Origin of the sequence: Sphingomonas sp. 22R3R2A-7, from assembly GCF_036856055.1 — a bacterium.
Classification (GTDB): Bacteria; Pseudomonadota; Alphaproteobacteria; order Sphingomonadales; family Sphingomonadaceae; genus Sphingomonas.
Window position 1 is genome coordinate 2,177,460 of sequence record NZ_JASPFR010000001.1, and the last position, 21,879, is coordinate 2,199,338.

Below are 21,879 nucleotides of genomic sequence, written 5' to 3' on the forward strand. Positions count from 1 at the left end.
ATGGCGATGCGAACAGCGTGGTTGATGACGGCGGCGATACTGACGGCGCCGATGACGGCGCCCGGGACGGCACAGGCGCAGTCGCGACCCGACCAGAAGGCGTTCCTCGGCCTCTACAAGGAACTGGTCGAGACCAACACGACGCTGTCGTCGGGCAGCTGCACGCAGGCGGCGGCGCAGATCGGTGGGCGACTGAAGGCCGCCGGCTATGCGGATGCCGACATCACCTATTTCTCGGTGCCCGAGCATCCCAAGGACGGCGGGCTCGTCGCGGTGCTCAAGGGATCCGACGCGTCGATCAAGCCGATGCTGCTGCTCGCGCATCTCGACGTGGTCGAGGCGAAGCGCGAGGACTGGGTGCGCGATCCCTTCACGTTGATCGAAGACGGTGGCTATTATTACGCGCGCGGCGCGGTCGACGACAAGGCGCAGGCGGCGATCTGGTCCGATGCGATGATCCGGTTCAAGACCGGCGGATACACGCCCAAGCGGACGATCAAGCTCGCGCTCACCTGCGGGGAGGAGACCACGTTCGCGTGGAACGGCGCACAGTATCTGGCCAAGGAGAAGCCCGACCTGATCGCCGCCGAATTCGCGCTCAACGAGGGCGGCGGCGGGCGACTCGACGATACCGGCAAGCGCCAGCTGCTGGCGATCCAGATCGGCGAGAAAGCAGCGCAGAACTATACGTTCCTTGCCACCAACCCCGGCGGACACAGCTCGCAACCGACACCCGACAACGCGATCTACGAACTCGCGGACGCGGTGAAGGCGGTGCAGGGATATGAATTCCCGGTAAGGTTCACCGATACGACCAGGGCGTTCTTCGCGGCCAGCGCCAAGGCGATGCCGGGCGCGATGGGAACGGCAATCACCGCGCTGCTCGCCGATCCGGCGGACAAGGCGGCGGATGCGATCGTGAGCCGCGACAAGGCGATGCATTCGACGCTCAGGACGACGTGCGTGGCGACGCTGCTGAGCGCCGGACATGCCGAGAACGCGTTGCCGCAGCGCGCGACGGCGAACATCAACTGCCGGATCTTTCCGGGCGAGACGGTGGACGGCACGCTGGCCAAGCTGAAGGAACTCGCCGGCACGAAGGTCGCGGTGACGGCGAACCAGCCGGTACGTCCGACCGCGATCCCGCCGACGCTCGACCCGAAGATCATGGGACCGGTGACGAAGGTCGCGGCAAAGCATTTCCGCGGCATCCCGATCCTGCCGCTGATGTCGACGGGCGCGACCGACGGGATCTTCTTCGAGGCGATCGGCATCCCGGTGTACGGCGCGCCCGGCGTGTTCATCGACAAGGACATGGGGGGTATCCACGGCCTCAACGAACGCATCCGCGTCGAATCGCTGTACGACGGCCGCGACTATCTGTTCGATCTGGTGAAGGCGTTCGCGGGATAACCGGCCGCGCCCCTCTCCCCGGCGGGGAGAGGGCGGTTACACCGTGACCTGCTCGCCGAGCTCCAGCACCTTGCCGGGCGGGATCTTCAGGAAGTCGGTCGGGTCGCTCGCATTGCGCTGCAGGAACATGAAGATGCGGTCCTGCCAGGGCGGCATGCCCTTTTCCGCGTCGGGCTTGAGCGTGTTGCGCCCGATGAAGAACGACGTGCGCATCGGATCGAGCCCGAGCTGTTCGGTCTTCGCACCAACGCCCAGATCGCGCGGCACGTCGGGCGACTCCATGAACCCATAGGTCAGCACGACGACCGAGAAATTCTCGTCGACGCGCTCGGTACAGACGCGCTGCAGAATCGTCGACGAACGGGCGATCGGCGGTGCGAATGCTGACGATCAGGTTGGTCTCGTGGAGCACCTTGTTGTGCTTGAGATTGTGCAGCAGCGCACCCGGCGTCGCGTAGGGGTTGGCGGTCAGGAACACCGCTGTGCCGGCGACACGCTCGGGCGGGCGCTTTTCCAGGGCCGCGGCGAGATCGGCCAGCGGGATGCTCTGACGCTTCTCGAACGCGCTGACGATCTGTTTCCCCGGACCCAAGTGAAGATGATCAGGCCGATCGACGCGGCAATGACCAGCGGCACCCAGCCGCCTTCGATCACGCGCAGGATATTGGCGCCGAAAAAGATCAGGTCGAGCGTCAGGAACGGCAGGATCGCGGCGAGGGCGAGCGGGCGCGACCAGTTCCAGCGATGCCGCACGACGATGTACGCAAGCAGCGTGGTCACGACCATCGTCCCGGTCACCGCGATGCCGTACGCCGCCGCCATCGCCGACGACGTCTTGAACTGCACCACCAGCACCAGCACGCCGATCAGCAGCAGCCAGTTGATCGCGGGCAGATAGATCTGCCCCGCGAACACCGCCGATGTCTGGCGGATCCGCAAGCGGGGGAGCAGGCCGAGCTGGATCGCCTGCTGCGTCAGGCTGAATGCGCCGGTGATGACCGCCTGGCTGGCGATCACGGTGGCGAACCCTGCGAGAATGATCAGCGGACCGCGCAGGCTTTCGGGCGCCATGAGGAAGAACCAGTCGCGGTTGGCGAACGGCACCCCGCGCGTCGCCGCATCCTCGAGCGCGGCGAGCGCGAACGCGCCCTGCCCCAGATAGTTGAGCGCGAGCGCGGGGAAGACGAGGAAGAACCAGCCGAGGCGGATGGGAAGCTTGCCGAAATGCCCCATGTCGGCGGTCAGCGCCTCGGCACCGGTGACCGTGAGGAAGACCGCACCGAGCACGAACAGCCCCGTGACGCCGTGGGTCATCAGGAAGGCAACGCCGTAACTGGGCAGGAAGACGCGCACGATCGAGGGTTCGTCGGCGATGTGCCACACGCCGAGCCCGCCGATCGCCAGGAACCACAGGATGCAGACCGGGCCGAACAGCTTGGAGACGTGCGCGGTGCCGCGCGCCTGGATCAGGAACAGGCCGATCAGGATCGTGATCGTCAGCGCCCGCACGGTCGATTCGCTGAAGATGTGCGCGGCGCTGGGGATCGTGCGCAGCCCTTCCATCGCCGACAGCACCGACAAGGCCGGCGTGATGATCGCATCGCCGTAGAACAGCGACGCGCCGGCCGCGCCGAGCACGATCGCGATCTTCGAGCGGACGCCCAAGGCGCGGCGTGCAAGCGCGGCGAGCGCGAGCACGCCCCCTCGCCCTGGTTGTCCGCGCGCATCAGGAAGATGACGTATTTGACGGTGACGACGAGAAACAGCGACCAGAGCGCGAGGCTGAGGACGCCCAGGATCTCGCTGGCATCGATCCCGCCCGCGGTCGTCTGGCCAAGCGCCTCGCGGAACGCATAAAGCGGGCTGGTGCCGATATCGCCGAACACCACGCCGATCGCGCCGACGGTCAGCGCCGCCAGCGCAGGGTGCGCGTGCGATGACCCCGCGGGGTGCGCGGCAGACGGCGGGGTAATTTCACGGGTTCCGACGACGGACGACATGGCGCGGGAAGCGCTCCTCATGGAGGGACGGCGCGCTTTACGCCGATTGCAGCGATGCGCAAGTGCGCACCCCTGCACTGCACAATCGCTTGATTCGCGACTCGAGCAGCGGCATGGCGGCGGAATGGTTCCCTTTTCGTTCGGAGGGCATACGCTTTTGGCGTTGCCCCAAGGCGCGCTGTTCTGGCCGTCGCGCGGTGCGCTGCTGGTGGCGGACCTGCATTTCGAGAAGGCGAGCTGGTACGCCAAATCCGGCCAGATGCTGCCACCCTATGATTCTGATCGCGACGCTCGCGGATCTTACCGCCGTGGTCGACGCGACACGCGCACGCGAGGTCTGGTGCCTCGGCGACAGTTTCCACGACAGTGACGGGTGCGCACGCCTGCCCGACCGAGCGCAGGACCTGTTGCGCGGGCTGACCAGCGCGACCGACTGGACATGGATCACGGGGAACCACGATCCCGAGATCCTTGACCGCTGTGGCGGCCGCGTCGTCACCGAGGCGGTGGTCGACGGACTGGTGCTGCGGCACGAGGCGGATCGCGGCGAGGACCGGCCCGAACTGTCGGGCCATTTCCATCCCAAGCTACGCCTGCGCGTACGCGGCAAGAATGTCGCGCGGCGGTGTTTCGTGGCGACACAGACCAAGCTGATCCTGCCTGCCTTCGGCGTGCTGACCGGCGGTCTTGACCCCAATCACCCGGAGATCCTGCGCGCGGTCGGCCTGGGTGCGCAGGCGCTGATCCCCGTTGCCGACCGGCTGTTGCGCTTCCCGATCGCGGCGTAGGACGTCAGCTAGCGATCGTCGGAAACGCCGCGCGAAATGCCGCAAGCTTCGGCTTGTCCCAAGCGACGATGTACGGATGCGTCGGGTTCCGGTCGAAGAAATTCTGGTGATAGGCCTCGGCGGGGAAGAAATTGCCGGCCTCGACCCTGGTGACGATCGGACGCGGAAACGCGCGCGTCTGGTCGAGTTGCGCGATATAGGCGCGGGCAACCTTCGCCTGTTGCGGTGATTGCGGGAAGATCGCGGAACGATAGCTGGTGCCGCTGTCGGGGCCCTGGCGATTCAGTTGCGTCGGGTCGTGCGCGATCGAGAAATACACGCGCAGCAACGTTCCGTAGCTGACCGCGCGCGGATCATAGCTGATCCGGATCGCCTCGGCATGCCGCGTCGTCTCGGTCGAGACCTTGTCGTAGCTTGCGGTATCCCTGGTCCCGCCGGCATAGCCCGCGGTGACCGCCTTGACGCCCTTCACATGTTCGAAGACCGCCTCCATCCCCCAGAAGCACCCGCCTGCAAGGATCGCCGTCTGGATCCCGGGCGTCGGTGCGACGTCCGCCTTGACCGCCGGGATGATCACCGCACGCTCGGCCTGCGCTGTCCCGGATGAGATGACCGCGCCGGCGATACCGAGGACGGCGAGTGTGGCGATGAGGGGCGTTTTCATGTCATCCTATGTGGTGAGCACGCAGATGATTTCCAAGCCGTTGTAAACAAAGGCCGATCAGCGTTGACCCTGAACGATGCTTGTCACGTGACGCTCGAAATCATGCTTCGCCTCGGCGGGCTGAAGTGCAAGCAGACCAAGTGCGCCCAGCATGAAACCACCGGTGAACTGCCAAAGAAAGCTCGACTTGATAAGACTGCGCATCATGCGCTCCTGTTGAATTGGTACCGGCGTCATCGTGAAGATCACGTCAGCTACGTACCGGCATGTCGGTTAGACGCCGGGTTTCGACAATGCCGTTTTTAGAAACTCTCGATTAACGCGGCATGGCCGATCGGTTCATCTACCGGCAGGGTTGCCGGCAGATGTCGCGACGTGTCGCCAATGTTGCGGAAGCGGGCCCGATCGTGTCAGCCCGCCGCCATCGCCGCTGCCGTGGTCAGGCCCTTACCGCAGCGCGGCGCACGCCGTCTGGATCCGCGTGCACGCCTCGCGCAGCAGCGCGTCCGAGGTCGCGTAGCTGATCCGGAACGCCGGGCTGAGCCCGAACGCCGCACCCTGCACCACCGCGACCTTCGCATCGTCGAGTAGATAGCCGACCATCGCCTCGTCGGTATCGATCAGGCGACCACTCGGCGTCGTCTTGCCGATCAGGTCGGCGAACGACGGGTAGACGTAGAACGCGCCCTCCGGCGTCGGGCAGTCCATGCCGTCGATCTGGTTGAGCATCGACACGACCAGATCGCGCCGGCCCTGGAACGCGGTGTTGCGCTCGGCAAGGAACGACTGGTCACCGTTGAGCGCGGCAACCGCGGCGGCCTGCGCGATCGAGCAGGGGTTGGAGGTCGACTGCGACTGAAGCTTGGCCATCGCCTTGATCAGCCACGCCGCGCCGCCGGCATAGCCGATCCGCCAGCCGGTCATCGCATAGGCCTTCGAGCAGCCATTGACGGTCAGCGTGCGCTCGAACAGCTCGGGGCACGCCTCGGCGATCGTCGCGAACTTGAAGCCGTCATAGACGATATGCTCGTACATATCGTCGGCGAAGATCCAGACGTGCGGGTGCTTCGCCAGCACCGCGCCGAGCGCCTTGAGTTCGTCGATCGTGTAGCCGGCGCCGGTCGGGTTCGACGGCGAGTTGAGGATCACCCACTTGGTCTTCGGCGTGATCGCCGCGTCGAGTGCGGCGGGATCGAGCTTGTAGCCGACCTCGGGGCCTGCCTTGACGATCACGGGGACGCCGCCGGCGAACTGCACGACGTCGGGATAGCTGACCCAGTAGGGCGCAGGAATCACGACCTCGTCGCCCGGATCGATCGTCGCGACCATCGCGTTGAACAGGGTGTGCTTGCCGCCGACGTTCACGCTGATCTGATCGGTGGTGTAGGTCAGGCCGTTGTCGCGTGCGAACTTGGCGACGATCGCCTGCTTCAGCTCGATCGTGCCGTCGACGTTGGTGTATTTGGTCTTGCCGTCGCGGATCGCCTGGATCGCGGCCTCCTTGACGAAGTCGGGCGTATCGAAATCGGGTTCGCCCGCGCCCAGCCCGATCACGTCGACGCCCGCGCGCTTCAGTTCGAGAACGCGGCTGGTGATCGCGAGCGTCGGCGAAGGGCTGATGCGACCGAGCGCGGCGGATGCGTGCATGATGGAACCTTTGCGGTTGTCCGCAGAGCTCGCCTGCGGCATTCGCGGCGGCTATACCCCCCGATCGGCGGATTTCGCAACCGCAACGATCGCGGGAATGAGGCCGCGCACTGCATTTCCCATGTAGAAACCATGCCTGAGGTCTGCTCTCGTCAGCGGCCCCTCGACCGCCGTGCCGTTCGCGATCAGCTCGGCGCGCAGGATCCCGGGGAGCAATGCGCCGGCCGGCGGTGTCACGAGCATGCCATCGGCGCGCGGGACGAAGATCGACGTGAAGCTGCCTTCGGTCAGAAACCCCTGTGGATCCTCGAACACCACTTCGAACGTGCCCGCCTGCCGGCGCGCGTCTTCATAGAATGCGCGGTCGCTGGTCTTGTGGCGCAACCGGATGTCCGCGGTCGGGACCGGCAGCGGCATGACCGTCACCTCGATCCGCGCGGGCGAGACCGGCATCGGGCCGACCTGGATCGCGACGGCGCCCGATGCGGCGACGAGCAACCGGATCCGCCGGGGGCCGCGCAGCCGGAACGTCGCCGCCTGGAGTTCATTGCGCGTGCCATGCCGATCGAACGCGAAACCGAGTGCGGCGGCGCTGGCACTCAGCCGCGCGAGATGACGCTCGAGGCGCAACAGCCCGTGATCGGGGTCGAACGCCATCGTCTCGATCAGGTCGAGCGGCCGTCGGCCTGCGGTGAGAAACGCCGCCTTGTCGAGGCATTCCTGCCATTCCTGGTCTGCAACGCTGTCCGCGACGATCCCCGATCCGAGCCCCATCACCGCGTGGTCGTCCTGGATCGTCAGCGTGCGGATCGCGACGTTGAACATCGCGTCGCCATTCGCGTCGATGCACCCGATCGCGCCCGTGTATGCGCCCCGGTCGCGTCCCTGCTCGACCTCCGCGATGACCTCCATCGCGCGCTGCTTCGGCGCGCCGGTGATCGATCCGCAGGGAAACAGCGCCGCGATGACGTCGACCGCGTCGCGCCCGGAGTCGAGCGTCGCGGTCACGGTCGACGTCATCTGGTGGACGGTCGGATAGGTCTCGATGCTGAACAGGTCGGGGACCGCGACGTCGTGCGCGACCTGCGACAGGTCGTTGCGCATCAGGTCGACGATCATCAGGTTTTCGGCGCGCTGCTTCGGATCGGCGGCAAGCCCAGACGCGGCTGCGCGATCGGCATCGGGCGTCGCACCGCGGGGGCCGTCCCCTTCATCGGCCGGCAGGTCAGCCGGTCATGCTCGAGACCGAAGAACAGCTCGGGCGACAGCGACAGGATCGCCTGCATCCCGGTATCGATCAGCGCGCCATAGCCCGCCCGCGCCTGACCGCGCAGGCTGGCGTAGAGCGCAAGCGGATCACCCGCATAGGGTACGACCGCGGCAAAGGTCAGGTTCGCCTGATAGATGTCGCCCGCGGCGATCAGCGCGAGGACACGCGCGATCTGCGCATCGTACGCGTCGCGATCGATCTGCGGTTGCGCCGTGCCGACCCACGCGCCCGCCGGATTGGGCAGGCGCCGCGCGACCGCGTCGGCGGCGATCGTCTCGTACCCGTCGAACAGCCCGAACCACAGCAACGGCGCACGCGCGGGGCGGTCCGTCTCGGCGCTCTCGGGGTCGGCCCCGTCCGGGCGGATGCTGCGCGGGGCGAGCGCCAAGCCGGCCTCGTAACTCATCATCCCGGCGGCGTGGAGGCCCTCGGCCGTGGCGGCGCGCAAGGCCTCCAGCGCCGGACGAACCGCTTCCGGAGTATCGGCCCGCACGATCTCGTACCGGCGCGCGGTACAGGCGTGCGGGTGCCCCATTCTCGCGGGCATCGTCGAGCAGGACAAAAGGCGCGGTAAACATCGCTGTCCCTGTTGCACGGGCGGAGCGGCCGACCGCAAGCGGCGATTGCCCGAAACCGTCCAACGACCTATTTTGCACATATGACACAGACGCCCACGCCCCCCGCCGTTCCGCCGCTTCGCGCCGCGATTGTTCCGGTCACGCCGATCCAGCAGAATTGCACGCTGATCTGGTGCACGAGCACGATGAAGGCGGCGGTGATCGATCCGGGTGGCGACCTTCCGCGGATCAGGGCCGCGATCGCGCAGGCGGGCGTGACGGTCGAAAAGATCCTGCTGACGCATGGACATATCGATCATGCAGGCGAGGCAAGGGCGCTTGCGGACGACCTGGCGGTGCCGATCGAAGGTCCGCACGAAGCCGATCGGTTCTGGCTGCAGCGGCTCGATCAGGACGGCCCGAAATACGGCATCGCCGGCGTCAATTTCGAACCCGACCGCTGGCTGGTCGAGGGCGATGTCGTCACGATCGGCAATCTTTCGCTCGATGTCTACGAGACGCCCGGGCACACCGAAGGCCATGTGATCTTTCACCACGCGCCCTCGAAGTTCGCGCAGGTCGGCGACGTGCTGTTCCAGGGATCGGTCGGGCGATCCGACATGCCGGGCGGCAATCACCAGATTCTCATCAAGTCGATCGTCGAAAAGCTTTGGCCGCTCGGCAGCGACACGAGCTTCATTCCCGGACACGGCGCGGCGAGCACGTTCGCGCACGAGCGGGCGAACAACATGTTTGTGAGCGACCGGGCGCTCGCCGCCTGACGCCCGCGCGGTACCGCCAAGCGTTCCACGCCCGTGAAGGCGGGGGTGGGACGCCTGCCGCACGGCGACCTACTTGCGTTCGCCTGCGCTTTCGGCGCGGATCGCCTTGAACTCCGACCCTTCGCGCCATTCGGGCCAGGCCCGGCCGTTCGCAAGCGTCGTCCCGATCGTCTGAAACAGCGCAACGTCCTGCGCCGCGCCGCGCAGGTCCCAGTCCTTGCTCCAGGCATCGCAGGTCTGGTGATAGCATTTCATATAGCCGTCGAGCCACGCCTGCCCGGCAGGACGACCGCCCGTGACGAGATCCGACGCGCCGCTGATCGCCATCAGTAGCAGCGTCGGCACACCGCGACGCGCCACCGCGAAATGGTCCGCGCGGTAGAACAGCCCGCGCTCGGGAAGCGCCTCGGGCGTGACCACCCGGCCCTGCGCCTTGGCGGCATCGCCCAGCATGTCCTCGAGGCTGTTCTGCCCCGCACCCACCAGCAGGACGTCGCGGGCGGGGCCTGCGGTCTGGAGGATGTCCAGCGTCAGGTTGGCGACGGTCTTCGCCGCCGGATAGACCGGATCGACCGCATAGGTTTCCGAGCCGAGCAGGCCCCGTTCCTCGCCGCTCCACAGCGCGAAGACGAGGCTGCGGTCGGTGCGCGGGCGCTTTGCAAAGGTCCGCGCGAGTTCGAGCACGCCCGCCACGCCGAGTGCGTCGTCGTTGGCGCCGGGCCGGATCGTGCTCCCCTGCGCATCGGGTGCACCGATACCATAGGCGTCCCAGTGCGCGCCGAACATCACGACCTCGTCCAGATGCGTCTTGCCGGGCAGCTTGGCCAGCACGTTGCGACTTTCGGCGGTGTCGTGCTGCACGGGCAGGTCGACGCTGAACGCCTGCTTCAGGACCACCGGGCGGAAGTCGCTGCGCCGCGCCGCCTTTCGCAGCGCCGCGAGGTCCTGCCCCGATTCGGCGAACAGCCTGGTCGCGGCGGCCCCCTCGATCCAGCCCTGCAGCAGGACTCGCGAGCTCGGGTCGCTGCGGACGATGTCGTAATTCTCGCCGGCGGGCGCCTTGACCGTATCCCAGCCATAGCCCGCCCCCGCGGTGTCGTGCACGATCAACGCCGCGACCGCACCGCGGCGCGCCGCCTCCTCGAACTTGTAGGTCCAGCGGCCGTAATAGGTCATCCGGCGGTCGCCGAACCGACCCTTTGAATCGTCGCCGGCCGTCGCCTCGAAATCGGGATCGTTGACGAGGAAGACCGCGACCTTGCCCTTGAGGTCGAGCCCCTTGAAGTCATCCCAGCCACGCTCCGGCGCGGTCACGCCATAGCCGACAAAGACCATCGGTGCGCTGGCGATGGCGACGCGGTCGACCCCGCGCACGGTGCTGAGATAGACGTCGCGCGACTGAGTCAGCGTCTGCGTGCCCGCGGTGACCGTACCCGTTCCCATCCGCGTGTGGACGAGCGGCACGGCCTGCGTCCAGCTGCCGTCCGGACCGCCGGGCGCGAGTTTCATCGCCTTGAACTGGGCGACGAGCCAGTCGATCGTCTTGGTCTCGCCGGGTGTCCCCGGCGCGCGGCCCTCGAACGCGTCGGACGCCAGCGTCTTCACGTCCGCCGACAGCCGTTCGGGCGAGACCGTCTGCTGCGCGAGTGCTGGCGCCGCGATCGCCGTCGCCGCGATGGCGAGGGCCGTGCCGAGGAAACGATGCGACCGGGTCATGCGCGCCCCCCGTCGGAACGAGCTGGAAGGTCGTTGCCGCCGGTACGACATGCCCCTGATAGGCGATCGCGAGCGCCCAGCCCGCGAGCAATGCCATCACCGCCCACGTCACCAATGCGCCGAACGCGCGTGGCAGATTGGAGGTCGGGCGGTCCATGCCGAACGCATGCGCGACACGCGCGAGGACGAAGGCGACGCCCGTGATCCACAACAGCGTCGGCGACCCGCCGCCCAGTTCGATCAGCGCGAACAGGATCAGGATGAACGGCGCATATTCGACGAAATTGGCCTGCGCGCGCATCCGTCCCTGCAACAACGTGTTGCCATCGTCGCCGAGCAGGATCTTGTTCTTCAGCCGTGTCGGCACGATCCGGAAGGCGAGCCAGAGATTGACGATGGCCGCCGCGGCGGCGATCGTCAGCGTTACGGGCAGGATCATGCTGGTCGTTCCTTGATTTTTGCAGTGCCGTACCCCGTGCCACCCCGCCACGATGCTTGCAACGCAGGCGATTATCGCTATAGCGCCACGCTTCGCGATGCGTCAGGCCGTATGGTAGCTCACGCGGCCGACCTTAACAGTCGGTTGCCGACTTCCACGTCCGGGCCTATCGGAGCCCCGACCTTTTAAAAGAACAAGGTGCCGAAATGGCCGTCCCCAAGAGAAAAACCTCGCCCTCCAAGCGCGGCATGCGCCGTGGCCACGATTCGCTGACGATCGCGGCATTCCAGGAGTGCCCGAACTGTGGCGAACTGAAGCGCCCTCACAACCTCTGCACGTCTTGCGGCCACTATAACGGTCGCGAAATCCTTTCGGTCGAGGGCTGAGCCCTCACCTGAGCGAAGGACGTGAGCATGCCCGACAGCGCCTGGATCGCCGTCGATGCGATGGGTGGCGATGACGGGCTGGCGGTGATGCTGGCTGGCGTAGCGCGTGCGCGACGCCAGTTCGACGGCATGCGCTTCCTGTTGGTCGGCGACGAGTCGGCGATCTCGCGAAGGTCTCAAGGACCATCCGAATCTCGAACAGAATTCCGAGATCGTCCACGCGCCCGGTGTCGTCGGTTCGAGCGACAAGCCGAGCCAGGCGATTCGGCGTGCCAAGACGACGTCGATGGGAATCGCCATCGATCTGGTGAAGAAGGGTCGCGCTGCAGCAGCGGTGTCGAGCGGCAACACCGGTGCATTGATGGCGATGGCGAAGCTGTCGCTCCGGACTCTCCCTGGGATCGATCGGCCTGCGCTGGCCGCACGATTGCCGACACTCGGCGATACCGACATGGTCATGCTCGACCTTGGCGCGAACACCGAGTGCGACGCGCGCAACCTCGTCCAGTTCGCGGTCATGGGTGCCGCCTATGCCCGGACCGCGCTCGATATCCCGCACCCCCGCGTCGCGCTGCTCAATATCGGCAGCGAGGACATGAAGGGTACCGACGAGATTCGCGAGGCCGCCGCATTGCTGCGGACCGCGGCCAAGCTCGACATGGACTTTAAAGGCTTCATCGAAGGTGACCGCCTGTCGCGCGGCGATGTCGACGTCGTCGTCTGTGACGGATTTTCCGGCAACATCGCGCTGAAGACGGCGGAGGGAACCGCACGGTTCGTTGCCGATCTGCTCAAGCGGGCATTTCGTAGTTCGGTCCGTTCGAAGCTGGGGTTCCTCATCTCGCGGCCGGCAACCGAACTGCTGCGCGATCATCTCGACCCCAATAATCACAACGGCGCCGTCTTTCTCGGGCTGAACGGCATCGTCGTCAAAAGCCATGGCGGCGCGAACGAGCGCGGCGTGGCGACGGCGATCGGCAATGCCGCCAAGATGGTGCGCAACGATCTGGTCCGCCGCATCAGCGACGACCTGGGCAACGTCAAGGAAGCCGCATGATCCGCTCCGTCGTCACCGGTACCGGGTCGGCGCTGCCCGCACGCCGCGTATCGAACGCGGAACTCGCGGCGCAGGTCGATACCAGCGACGAATGGATCGTCGAGCGTACCGGCATCCGGTTCCGCCACATCGCGGGCGAAGGCGAGACGACCGCGACGCTTGCGGCCGATGCATGCCGTGCCGCGCTGACCGCAGCGGGTATCGACGCGCAGGGCATCGACCTGATCGTGCTGGCGACCGCGACACCCGATCAGACATTCCCCGCGACCGCCACCAAGGTCCAGGCGATGCTCGGTATCGACGACTGCGTCGCGTTCGACGTCGCGGCAGTCTGCTCGGGCTTCCTCTACGCGGTGCAGGTCGTCGACAGCATGATCCGCAGCGGCGTCGCCAAGCGCGCGCTGGTGATCGGCGCCGAGACGTTCAGCCGCATCCTCGACTGGGAGGACCGGACGACCTGCGTGCTGTTCGGTGACGGTGCGGGCGCGATCGTGCTCGAGGCACAGGACACCGCCGACGAGGGCGGCCGCGGCATCCTGACGACCAAGCTTCACGCCGATGGCCGGCACAATCAGCTGCTGTACGTCGATGGCGGCGTCTCGACGACCGGGACCGTCGGCAAGCTGCGCATGAAGGGCCGCGAGGTGTTCCGCCACGCGGTCACCAACCTGGCATCGGTCATGACCGAGTCGCTCGCGATGGCGGGGCTGTCGGCGGATCAGGTCGACTGGGTCGTCCCGCATCAGGCGAACGCACGCATTCTCGATGCGACCGCGCGCAAACTCGGGCTCCCCGGAGCGCGTCGTCGTCACGGTCGACCAGCATGCGAACACCTCGGCCGCCTCGGTCCCGCTCGCGCTCGACGTCGCAGTCCGCGATGGACGCATCCGCGAGGGGCAGATCGTCGTGCTCGAGGCGATGGGCGGCGGCTTCACCTGGGGGGCAGCGGTCATCCGGTTCTAATCGCAATTGAAACCCATTTGCGATTTGTCAGATATAGCACTTCCGATGATCCCGGCGCTTGTGTAGATACGGGCTGGGTGTGGGAGTTTGCGGAATGACAATGACGGGTACCCTAACGCGTGCGGATCTCGCCGAGTCCCTCCATCGCGAGGTCGGCCTGTCACGGGCGGACGCATCGAAGGTCGTCGAGCAGATCCTCGTCGAGATGTGCGAAGCGCTTTCCAGCGGCGAGAATGTCAAGATTTCCGGCTTCGGCACCTTCGTCCTGCGCGACAAGGGCGAACGCATCGGCCGTAACCCCAAGACCGGCGTCGAGGTTCCGATCGCTCCGCGTCGCGTCCTGACGTTCCGCGCCAGCCAGATGATGCGCGAGCGCATTGTCGGCGCGGACTAGACGTCCGACGATGCCGGAGACCTCCGGCAAGGCCCCTACCGCGTTTCGGACGATCGGCGAGCTGTCGGTCGAGACGGGCCTGCCGCAACATATCCTGCGCTACTGGGAAACACGGTTCCCACAGCTGCGGCCGCTGCAACGTGCCGGCAACCGTCGCTACTACAGGGTCGAGGACGTCGCACTGGTGCGGCGGATCGACCAGCTGCTCAACCGCGACGGCTACACCGTGCGCGGCGTCCAGCAGTTGCTGGCGGGCGAGAAGAGCACCCCGCCTGCGATCCCCGGCCCCGCCGAGATCATCGCGCAGGCCGAATCGCCGATCCCCGCGCTGCGCGCCATCCGCGCCATGCTGGCCGAGGCGCTGGCGGCGGACTGACCCCCGACCACCCGGTTAGCGGTCGCAGCCCCTTACCGCTCGCGCGTCGCGGCGAAGCGGATCTTGGGATAGCGATCGGCGATGTAGTTCACCTCCCACGCGCTCTTGGCGAGGAACACCGGGTTTCCGTCGCGATCCTTCGCCATCGCGCCGCGGTTGATCTCGGCGAAGGTCTTGAGTTCCTGCGCGTCTTCCGCGGAGATCCAGCGCGCGGTCTCGTACGGCGCGGGCTCGAGCCCGGCGGCGACCTTATACTCCGCGTCGAGTCGGGACAGCAGCACTTCGAGCTGAAGCTGCCCGACGACGCCGATAATCCAGTTCGAGCCGATGTCGGGGTAGAAGACCTGAGTCACCCCCTCTTCCGCCATGTCGTCGAGCGCCTTGCGCAACTGCTTGGTCTTGGTGAAATCCTTCAGCACGACGCGGCGCAGGATTTCGGGCGCGAAGTTCGGCAGCCCGGTGAAGCGGATCGCTGCCTTTTCGCTCAGCGTATCGCCGACGCGCAGCGTGCCGTGGTTGGGGATGCCGATGATATCGCCGGGGAACGCTTCGTCGGCCAGCTCGCGATTCTGCGCGAAGAACAGGATCGGCGAGTGGACCGCGATCGGCTTGCCGTGGCCCGTGGGGGTCAGCTTCATGCCGCGCTTGAACACGCCCGAGCACAGCCGCATGAACGCGATCCGGTCGCGGTGGTTGGGGTCCATGTTCGCCTGCACCTTGAAGACGAAGCCGGTAACTTCGGGCTCGTCGGGCGAGACGGGGGCGGGATCGGCGGGCTGGGCGCGCGGTGGCGGGGCATAGTCGGCGAGCGCGGCGATCAGTTCGGCGACGCCGAAATCCTTGAGTGCCGAGCCGAAATAGACCGGCGTCAGGTTGCCCGCGCGATAGGCTTCGGCATCGAAGCTCGAATAGCCGCCCTGCGCGAGTTCGGCCTCGTCGTTCAGGCGGATCATGGCTTCGGGGCTGAGGATCTCGGCGAGCTTGGGGTCGTCGATGCCCTCAAAGGGGATCGCCTTGCCCATGAATTCGCGGCTGTCGCCCTCGGGGCGGCTCAGCGTGTTGGCGTAGAGATCGTAGACGCCTTCGAATTCGCCGCCCATGCCGACCGGCCAGCTCATCGGGCAGACGTCGAGCTGGAGCATCTCCGCCACCTCGTCGAGCAGCGAGAACGGATCGCGGCCCTCGCGATCGACCTTGTTGACGAAGGTGATGATCGGCACGTTGCGCAGGCGGCAGACCTCGAACAATTTGCGCGTCTGCGGCTCGATGCCCTTGGCGGCGTCGATCACCATGACCGCCGAATCGACCGCGGTCAGCGTGCGGTAGGTGTCCTCGGAAAAGTCTTCATGGCCCGGCGTGTCGAGCAGGTTGAAGGTGATGCCCTGGCGTTCGAACGTCATCACCGACGAGGTGACCGAAATCCCGCGCTGTTGCTCGATCTTCATCCAGTCGGAGCGCGCGCGCCGGTTCTGGCCGCGCGCCTTCACCTCGCCGGCGAGATGGATCGCGCCGCCGAAATACAGCAGCTTCTCGGTCAGCGTGGTCTTGCCGGCGTCGGGATGCGAGATGATCGCGAAGGTGCGGCGGGGAAATTGGGTCATGGCGTGGATCCGGGGAGCCGAGTCGGGGCTCGGAAGGTAAGGAAGTTCAGGCTACGTACCGCTCGGAATCCCCTCCCCGCGCGGGGCGCGGCGGGGTCGGGAGGAGGAGGCTTGCAGCGATCATCGCGTGCTATTGGCAGATGCGGGGCGTGTAGGACAGAGGGGCGCGTCCTTCCCAAGACTGAATACATCTGACCGTTCGTGCCGAGTAGGCTTCGAGCCTGTCGAGAAGCCGTATCGAGGGACATGTACCTCGATACGAGCCCTCGACTTCGCTCGGTCTCTACTCGGCACGAACGGAATTGGCGAGGTCAGGCCATCAGCGTGACGCGGAGCGCGATGCGTTTGGCGGCGCCCGGCGCCACCTCGAACACACCGGGTTTGTCGCGGAAGTCGCCGTCATAGCCCTCGGGATCGGCGATGCCGTGCCACGGCTCGACACAGACATAGGCGGCGCCAGGCTTGGTCCAGATGCCGAGCATCGGCGTGTCGGGGAAGTCGATCCGCAGCCGCGGGCCGTGCTCGGCCCCATAGGTGACCGAGTCGGAGCGGACCGAGTCCCAGACGAGCGCATCCTTGGCGAACAGGTCGTCGCGCAGGCGCAGCGTCCGACCCTCCAGCGGTGAGGCCCGCTCACCCTCGGCGATCGTGCCGTCGTCGGCGATCATGCGCAGCGCATCGGGCTCGTCGGCCGAGAAGACGATACGGTGGTCGGCGCGATCCTTCCCGCAAGGCAGCGGCCAGGCGAAGGCGGGATGCAAGCCGAAGCTCGCCGGAAGCGGCTGCGCGGCGGGGTTGGTGATCGCGACGTCGACGCTCAGCGTCGCGTCGACCAGCGCGAACGTCACCGTCAGCCGGAAGTCGAACGGATAGACTGCGCGTGTCTCGGGCGTCGCCTCGAGCGTGAAGGCGACCGATCCGGGCTGCTGCTCGGACACGGCGAACACCATGCGCCGTGCAAAGCCGTGCTGCTTCATCGGGTATTCGGTGCCGTCGATGCGGATAGTGTCGCGGTAGGGGCGGCCGACGACGGGGAAGAGGATCGGTGCGTGGCCGGTCCAATAGGCCGGGTCGGCGTTGGTCATCAGCTCGCGGCCGGCCGCGTCCTTCAGCGACGTGAGTTCGGCGCCGAGCGGGTTGATCTGCGCGGTCAGGTGGTCGTTGGCGATCGTGATCAGGTCGGTCATGGGGGTCCTTCCTTCGAATTCATGCCCTCACCCTCGCCGCCTTCGGCGTCTCTCCCTCTCCCCTTGGGGGAGAGGGAAGGGGCCCGCGGCCGCTTGGCCGTGGGAAGGGTGAGGGCACGCTTACCCGCGCAGGCTCGCGCCTTGTTTCGCGGCTGCGGCGACGACCTTGTCGGCGATCGCCTTGATCTCCTCGTCGGTGAAGCTCTTGGCGGTGGGTTGCAGGACGATCTCGACCGCGACGGACTTGTGGCCGTCTTCCACCCCTGCCCCGGTGAACACGTCGAACACACGCGCCGAGACGATCGCGGCCTTGTCGGCGCCCTTCACCGCGCGGACCAGCGTGTCGGTGGCGAGCGCCGCCGGCACGAGGAACGCGAAGTCGCGGCGGACCGCCTGCAACGCCGGCGGCGTGTAGGCAGGACGCGCGAAGCCGGACGCGCGCTTGGGGGAATCGCGTCGAGATAGACTTCGACGGCCGCGACCGCGCCGTCGAGGTCGAACGCCTTCAGGACCAGCGGGTGGAGCATGCCGAAGCTTGCCAGCACGGTCTTCGGCCCGAGGCGGAGCGTGCCCGACTGGCCCGGGTGCCAGGCATCGCCCGCCTCCCCCATGACCTGCAGATTGTCGACCGGCGCGCCCGAGGCGGCGAGGAGCGCGATCGCCTCGGCCTTCGCATCATACGCGTCGAAGCTCGCAGCCTTGCCGTCGCGCCAGCCGCGCGGGCGGCGGTCGCCCGCCAGCACCACACCGAGCGTCGCGCGCTCGGCGTCGGCGAGGTAGCGGCGGCCGATCTCGAACAGGCGGACGCTTTGCTGGCCGCGCTTGAGGTTGCGCCCCGTCGCGGCGAGCAGGCCGGGGAGCAGCGAGGGGCGCATGACCTTTAGGTCTTCGCTGATCGGGTTGGCGAGCGTCCAGGCGCCGCCGCCGAACGGTGCGGCTTCGGCCTCAGAGAGGAAGCTCCACGTCACCGCCTCGTCGAGCCCGCGGGCTGCGGCGGCACGGCGCGCGCGACGCTCGAGCTTCTGCTCGGGGGTGGCGGTGGGCTTGGCGACGCCGGGCATTCGCGGGAGCGGCGTCGAAGGGATGCTGTCGATGCCTTCGATCCGGACGACTTCCTCGACGAGATCGGCGGGGCCGTCGACATCGCGGCGCCAGCTCGGGACCGTGACCGGCCATTTGCCCTCGATCGTCGAGAACAGCGCGTCGCTGAACGCGTCCGCGCTCTTGATCGCGCCGATCGTGAAGCCGAGCGACAGCAGCGTGCGCGCCTGCCGCTCCGGCGCCACGTGCAGCCCGCCGAGGTCTGTGCTGAGGCGCGGGTCGTAGTGGATCACGCGCGGCTCCGACGGCGCTTCGCCCGAGCGGGTGACGGCGCTCGCGGTGCCGCCACAGATGTGGAGCACGAGCGCGGTGGCGATCGCGAGGCCGTCGTCGAGGAACGCCGGGTCGACGCCGCGTTCGAAGCGGCTGCGCGCGTCGGAGGTGAGCGTGAGTTTCTGGCCGGTGCGCGCGATATGGTCGGGATCGAAATAGGCGCATTCGATCAGCACGTCGGTGGTGTCTGCCGAGACGCCCGAATGCTCGCCGCCCATGATGCCGCCGATGTCGTGCACCGCCACGTCGTCGGCGATGACGGTCATGGTTTCGTCGAGCGTGTAGGTCTTGCCGTTGAGCGCGACGACCTGTTCGCCGTGCTTGGCCTTGCGCGCGACGAGGTCGCCCGACAGCTTGGCGCGGTCATAGACGTGCAGCGGGCGGCCGAGGTCGATCATCAGGTAATTGGTGATGTCGACGAGCGCGGAGATCGGTTTCTGGCCGATCGCGATGAGGCTGCGGCGCATCCACTCGGGGAGTCGCCGTTGGTCACGCCGGTGACGGTCTGCGCGAAGAAGGCGGGGCAGCCGGCGGTGTCTTCGGTGCGGACCGATGGCCCTGCCCCGTCGGTGACGATGGGATCGAAGATCAGCGGCGTTAGCGTGCCCATGCCGGCCGCAGCGAGGTCTCGCGCAATGCCGCGGACGCCCATGCAGTCCTGGCGGTTGGGCGTGATCGCGACGTCGATGACGGGATCGGTGAGCCCGGCATAGTCGGGGTACGGCGTGCCGATCGGCGCGTCCTCGGGCAGCTCGATGATGCCGTCATGGTCCTCGCCGAGCTCCAGCTCGCGCGTCGAGCACATCATGCCGTTCGATTCAACGCCGCGGATGCTCGCGAGCTTCAGCGTGACGTCGAGACCGGGGACATACGCGCCGGGCGCACCGAACACGCCGACCAGCCCCGCGCGCGCGTTGGGCGCGCCGCAGACGACCTGGAGCGGGCCGTCTCCGGCGTCGACCGACAGGATCTGGAGCTTGTCGGCCTGCGGATGGCGTTCGGCGCTGAGCACCTTGGCAATGCGGAATGCGGCAAGCTTCTCGCCGGGATTCTCGACGCCTTCGACTTCGAGGCCGATACGCGTGAGCGCATCGACGATCTGGTCGAGCGTGGCGGTGGTGTCGAGGTGCTGCTTGAGCCAGCTGAGCGTGAACTTCATGCGCCGACTCCTGCCGACAAAGTGGGGACGTCGAGGCTCGAGAAACCATAATGTTTCAGCCAGCGGATATCGCCGTCGAAGAACGGGCGGAGGTCGTCCATGCCGTATTTGAGCATCGCGAGCCGGTCGATCCCGCAGCCGAACGCAAAGCCCTGCCACTCGTCGGGATCGAGCCCGCACGCCTCGATCACTTTCCGATGAACCATGCCGCTGCCCAGAATCTCGAGCCAGCCATCGGGCTCCGCGCCGCCGACGACGCGCTTGCCCTTCACCAGCGTGTAGCCGACGTCGATCTCGACCGAGGGTTCGGTGAACGGGAAATAGCTCGGGCGCATCCGGAGCACGATGTCGTCGCGCTCGAAGAACGCCTTCACGAAGGTTTCGAGCGTCCACTTCAGATGGCCGAGCGTGATGCCCTTGTCGATCACGAGGCCCTCGACCTGGTGGAACATCGGCGTGTGCGTGGCGTCCGAGTCCGAGCGGTAGGTGCGGCCCGGCGCAATGATGCGGATCGGCGGCTTCTGCGACAACATCGTGCGGATCTGGACGGGCGAGGTGTGCGTGCGGAGCAGCGAGAAGGTCGTCTTCTCGTCGGCGGTGCCCGCGGCCTTCGCGTCGATCCCCTGCTGGAGATAGAAGGTGTCGTGCATCGCGCGCGCCGGATGCGTCTCGGGGATGTTGAGCGCGGAGAAATTGTGCCAGTCGGTCTCGATCTCAGGCCCGGTCGCGACCGCGAAGCCGAGGTCGGCGAAGATCTCGGCGAGTTCGTCCATGACCTGGCTGACCGGGTGGATCGTGCCGGCGGGCGTCGTGTCGGCGGGGAGCGTCATGTCGAGCGTTTCGCTGGCGAGCCGCGCGTCGAGCGCCGCGCGTTCGAGCGTTGCCTTGCGCTCGGCGATGCCGTTCGCCACGGCTTCGCGCAGCCCCTGGATGAGCGGGCCCTGCACGAGGCGCTCGTCGGGGGTCATCTTGCCGAGCGTCTTCAGCAGCGCGGTGATCGTGCCCTGCTTGCCGAGCGCCTCGACCCGGCACGCCTCCAGCGCGTCGAGGCCGGATGCCGCGGCGATCGCCGTCAACATGTGTTCGCGCATCTGGTTCAGGTCTTGCGTCACGTCATACTCCCAGGGCGGGTTCGGTCGGCAGATCGGGTAGGCGGGGCAGCCCCAGACCGATACCCAGATCGTCCCAATTTTCGTTGCGCGCTTCGATCAGTTCGATCTTCCACGCTCTTCGCCATTCCTTCAGCCGCTTTTCGCGAACGATCGCGGCCTCCATACTGTCGAACATCTCGTAATAGGCGAGACGCCTGATGCCGTACCGGCGAGTGAAGCCGGGGATCAACCCCTCGCGGTGCTGAACGAGGCGCGCGATCAAGTTTGAGGTGACGCCGATGTAGAGCGTGCCGTGGCGGCGCGAGGCGAGGATGTAGACGCAGGGCTGGAAGGTTTCGCGCATTTCTGGTGCTCCCCTTTGCGCCCGCTTCAGGCTTCCTTAGCTCCGTCATCCCGGCGGACGCCGGGACCCATGGTTGCGGGCCGGGTGATGGTAGCACGCTTTCGCCGGGTCCGCCGTAACCATGGGTCCCGGCGTTCGCCGGGATGACGGAAAGGGGGCGGGGACGACGAATGTGGGGATGGGCTTACGGATGTCGGGCGTTCACTCCGCCCGAAACGCGAAAAGGGCGCCGGTGGTTTCCCACCGGCGCCCTTTTCGAACCCAACCTCAGTCGCGGATTACGCGGCCTGGGGAAGTGCTGCCTTTGCCTGTGCGACGATCGCGCTGAAGGCTGCGCCCTCGTGCATCGCGATGTCGGCCAGGACCTTGCGGTCGAGTTCGATACCCGCAAGCTTCACGCCGTGCATGAACTGCGAGTAGGTCAGACCCTCGGCGCGGACGCCGGCGTTGATGCGCTGGATCCAGAGGCCACGGAACGTGCGCTTCTTAACCTTGCGGTCACGATAGGCGTACTGGCCGGCCTTTTCGACGGCCTGACGGGCGATGCGGATGGTGTTCTTGCGACGGCCATAATAGCCCTTCGCCTGAACCAAAATACGCTTGTGCTTGGCGCGGGTGGTAACACCCCGTTTTACGCGTGCCATTGTCTAA

General features: G+C 66.9%; 14 protein-coding genes and 7 pseudogenes. 8 read left to right on the forward strand and 13 right to left on the reverse strand.

Annotated features, from left to right (window positions below; all coding sequences use genetic code 11):
* Positions 1 to 6 precede the first annotated feature (6 nt).
* Entirely contained in the window at positions 7 to 1,413 is a 1,407-nt protein-coding gene (locus tag QP165_RS10380; RefSeq protein ID WP_333995579.1) for a M20/M25/M40 family metallo-hydrolase, read from the forward strand.
* A gap of 36 nt (positions 1,414 to 1,449) precedes the next feature.
* Here QP165_RS10380 and QP165_RS10385 read toward each other — a convergent pair.
* A pseudogene (locus QP165_RS10385) lies at positions 1,450 to 3,413 on the reverse strand (potassium transporter Kup).
* Positions 3,414 to 3,537: 124 nt separating this feature from the next.
* Here QP165_RS10385 and pdeM point away from each other — a divergent pair.
* A pseudogene (gene pdeM / locus QP165_RS10390) lies at positions 3,538 to 4,201 on the forward strand (ligase-associated DNA damage response endonuclease PdeM).
* A gap of 4 nt (positions 4,202 to 4,205) precedes the next feature.
* Here the strand turns inward: pdeM and msrA are convergent.
* From msrA to pabB, 4 genes and pseudogenes are all read right to left on the reverse strand, one after another.
* Entirely contained in the window at positions 4,206 to 4,865 is a 660-nt protein-coding gene (msrA, locus tag QP165_RS10395; protein WP_333995580.1) for a peptide-methionine (S)-S-oxide reductase MsrA, read from the reverse strand.
* A gap of 57 nt (positions 4,866 to 4,922) precedes the next feature.
* The gene (locus tag QP165_RS10400; protein ID WP_162235441.1) at positions 4,923 to 5,114 is read right to left on the reverse strand and encodes a hypothetical protein; all 192 of its coding nucleotides are present in this window, start codon (positions 5,112 to 5,114) and stop codon (positions 4,923 to 4,925) included.
* 198 nt (positions 5,115 to 5,312) lie between these two features.
* The gene (locus tag QP165_RS10405) at positions 5,313 to 6,512 is read right to left on the reverse strand and encodes a pyridoxal phosphate-dependent aminotransferase (protein WP_333995581.1); all 1,200 of its coding nucleotides are present in this window, start codon (positions 6,510 to 6,512) and stop codon (positions 5,313 to 5,315) included.
* A gap of 51 nt (positions 6,513 to 6,563) precedes the next feature.
* Positions 6,564 to 8,360: pseudogene (gene pabB / locus QP165_RS10410) on the reverse strand (aminodeoxychorismate synthase component I).
* An 80-nt stretch (positions 8,361 to 8,440) separates the two neighbouring features.
* Between pabB and QP165_RS10415 the strand changes: the two are divergent.
* Entirely contained in the window at positions 8,441 to 9,121 is a 681-nt protein-coding gene (locus QP165_RS10415; protein WP_333995582.1) for an MBL fold metallo-hydrolase, read from the forward strand.
* Between the two features lie 69 nt (positions 9,122 to 9,190).
* On the opposite strand, the gene QP165_RS10420 is transcribed toward QP165_RS10415, so the two are convergent.
* Both QP165_RS10420 and QP165_RS10425 read right to left on the reverse strand, forming a co-directional pair.
* On the reverse strand, positions 9,191 to 10,837 hold the full coding sequence (locus tag QP165_RS10420) for a M28 family metallopeptidase (RefSeq protein ID WP_333995583.1): 1,647 nt from the start codon (positions 10,835 to 10,837) through the stop codon (positions 9,191 to 9,193).
* Positions 10,838 to 10,967: 130 nt separating this feature from the next.
* Positions 10,968 to 11,276, reverse strand: a pseudogene (locus QP165_RS10425) (MAPEG family protein); the annotation flags it as partial.
* Positions 11,277 to 11,482: 206 nt separating this feature from the next.
* Between QP165_RS10425 and rpmF the strand changes: the two are divergent.
* The 5 genes and pseudogenes from rpmF (at position 11,483) to QP165_RS10450 (ending at position 14,452) form a co-directional block, all read left to right on the forward strand.
* Positions 11,483 to 11,662: a 50S ribosomal protein L32 gene (gene rpmF, locus QP165_RS10430; RefSeq protein ID WP_031438822.1), complete on the forward strand. Its 180-nt coding sequence runs from the start codon at positions 11,483 to 11,485 to the stop codon at positions 11,660 to 11,662.
* A gap of 27 nt (positions 11,663 to 11,689) precedes the next feature.
* Positions 11,690 to 12,719 (forward strand): annotated as a pseudogene (gene plsX / locus QP165_RS10435) (phosphate acyltransferase PlsX).
* Positions 12,716 to 13,682 (forward strand): annotated as a pseudogene (locus QP165_RS10440) (beta-ketoacyl-ACP synthase III). The pseudogenes plsX and QP165_RS10440 overlap by 4 nt, the downstream one beginning before the upstream one ends.
* A gap of 94 nt (positions 13,683 to 13,776) precedes the next feature.
* Positions 13,777 to 14,076, forward strand: a complete 300-nt coding sequence (locus QP165_RS10445; RefSeq protein ID WP_056018029.1) for an integration host factor subunit alpha — start codon at positions 13,777 to 13,779, stop codon at positions 14,074 to 14,076.
* A 10-nt stretch (positions 14,077 to 14,086) separates the two neighbouring features.
* Positions 14,087 to 14,452: a MerR family transcriptional regulator gene (locus QP165_RS10450; RefSeq protein WP_056018030.1), complete on the forward strand. Its 366-nt coding sequence runs from the start codon at positions 14,087 to 14,089 to the stop codon at positions 14,450 to 14,452.
* 32 nt (positions 14,453 to 14,484) lie between these two features.
* Here the strand turns inward: QP165_RS10450 and QP165_RS10455 are convergent, their stop codons facing one another.
* From QP165_RS10455 to rplT, 6 genes and pseudogenes are all read right to left on the reverse strand, one after another.
* Positions 14,485 to 16,053 (reverse strand): peptide chain release factor 3, encoded by a 1,569-nt coding sequence (locus QP165_RS10455; RefSeq protein WP_333995586.1) that lies wholly within the window; start codon positions 16,051 to 16,053, stop codon positions 14,485 to 14,487.
* A gap of 311 nt (positions 16,054 to 16,364) precedes the next feature.
* Positions 16,365 to 17,240 (reverse strand): aldose 1-epimerase family protein, encoded by an 876-nt coding sequence (locus tag QP165_RS10460; protein ID WP_333995587.1) that lies wholly within the window; start codon positions 17,238 to 17,240, stop codon positions 16,365 to 16,367.
* Positions 17,241 to 17,360: 120 nt separating this feature from the next.
* A pseudogene (gene pheT / locus QP165_RS10465) lies at positions 17,361 to 19,773 on the reverse strand (phenylalanine--tRNA ligase subunit beta).
* Entirely contained in the window at positions 19,770 to 20,864 is a 1,095-nt protein-coding gene (gene pheS, locus QP165_RS10470) for a phenylalanine--tRNA ligase subunit alpha (protein WP_333997000.1), read from the reverse strand. Before pheS ends, pheT begins: the two are co-directional and overlap by 4 nt.
* Positions 20,865 to 20,886: 22 nt before the next feature.
* Positions 20,887 to 21,228: a GIY-YIG nuclease family protein gene (locus QP165_RS10475; protein WP_333995588.1), complete on the reverse strand. Its 342-nt coding sequence runs from the start codon at positions 21,226 to 21,228 to the stop codon at positions 20,887 to 20,889.
* A 278-nt stretch (positions 21,229 to 21,506) separates the two neighbouring features.
* The gene (gene rplT, locus QP165_RS10480) at positions 21,507 to 21,872 is read right to left on the reverse strand and encodes a 50S ribosomal protein L20 (RefSeq protein ID WP_031395288.1); all 366 of its coding nucleotides are present in this window, start codon (positions 21,870 to 21,872) and stop codon (positions 21,507 to 21,509) included.
* Positions 21,873 to 21,879: the final 7 nt, after the last annotated feature.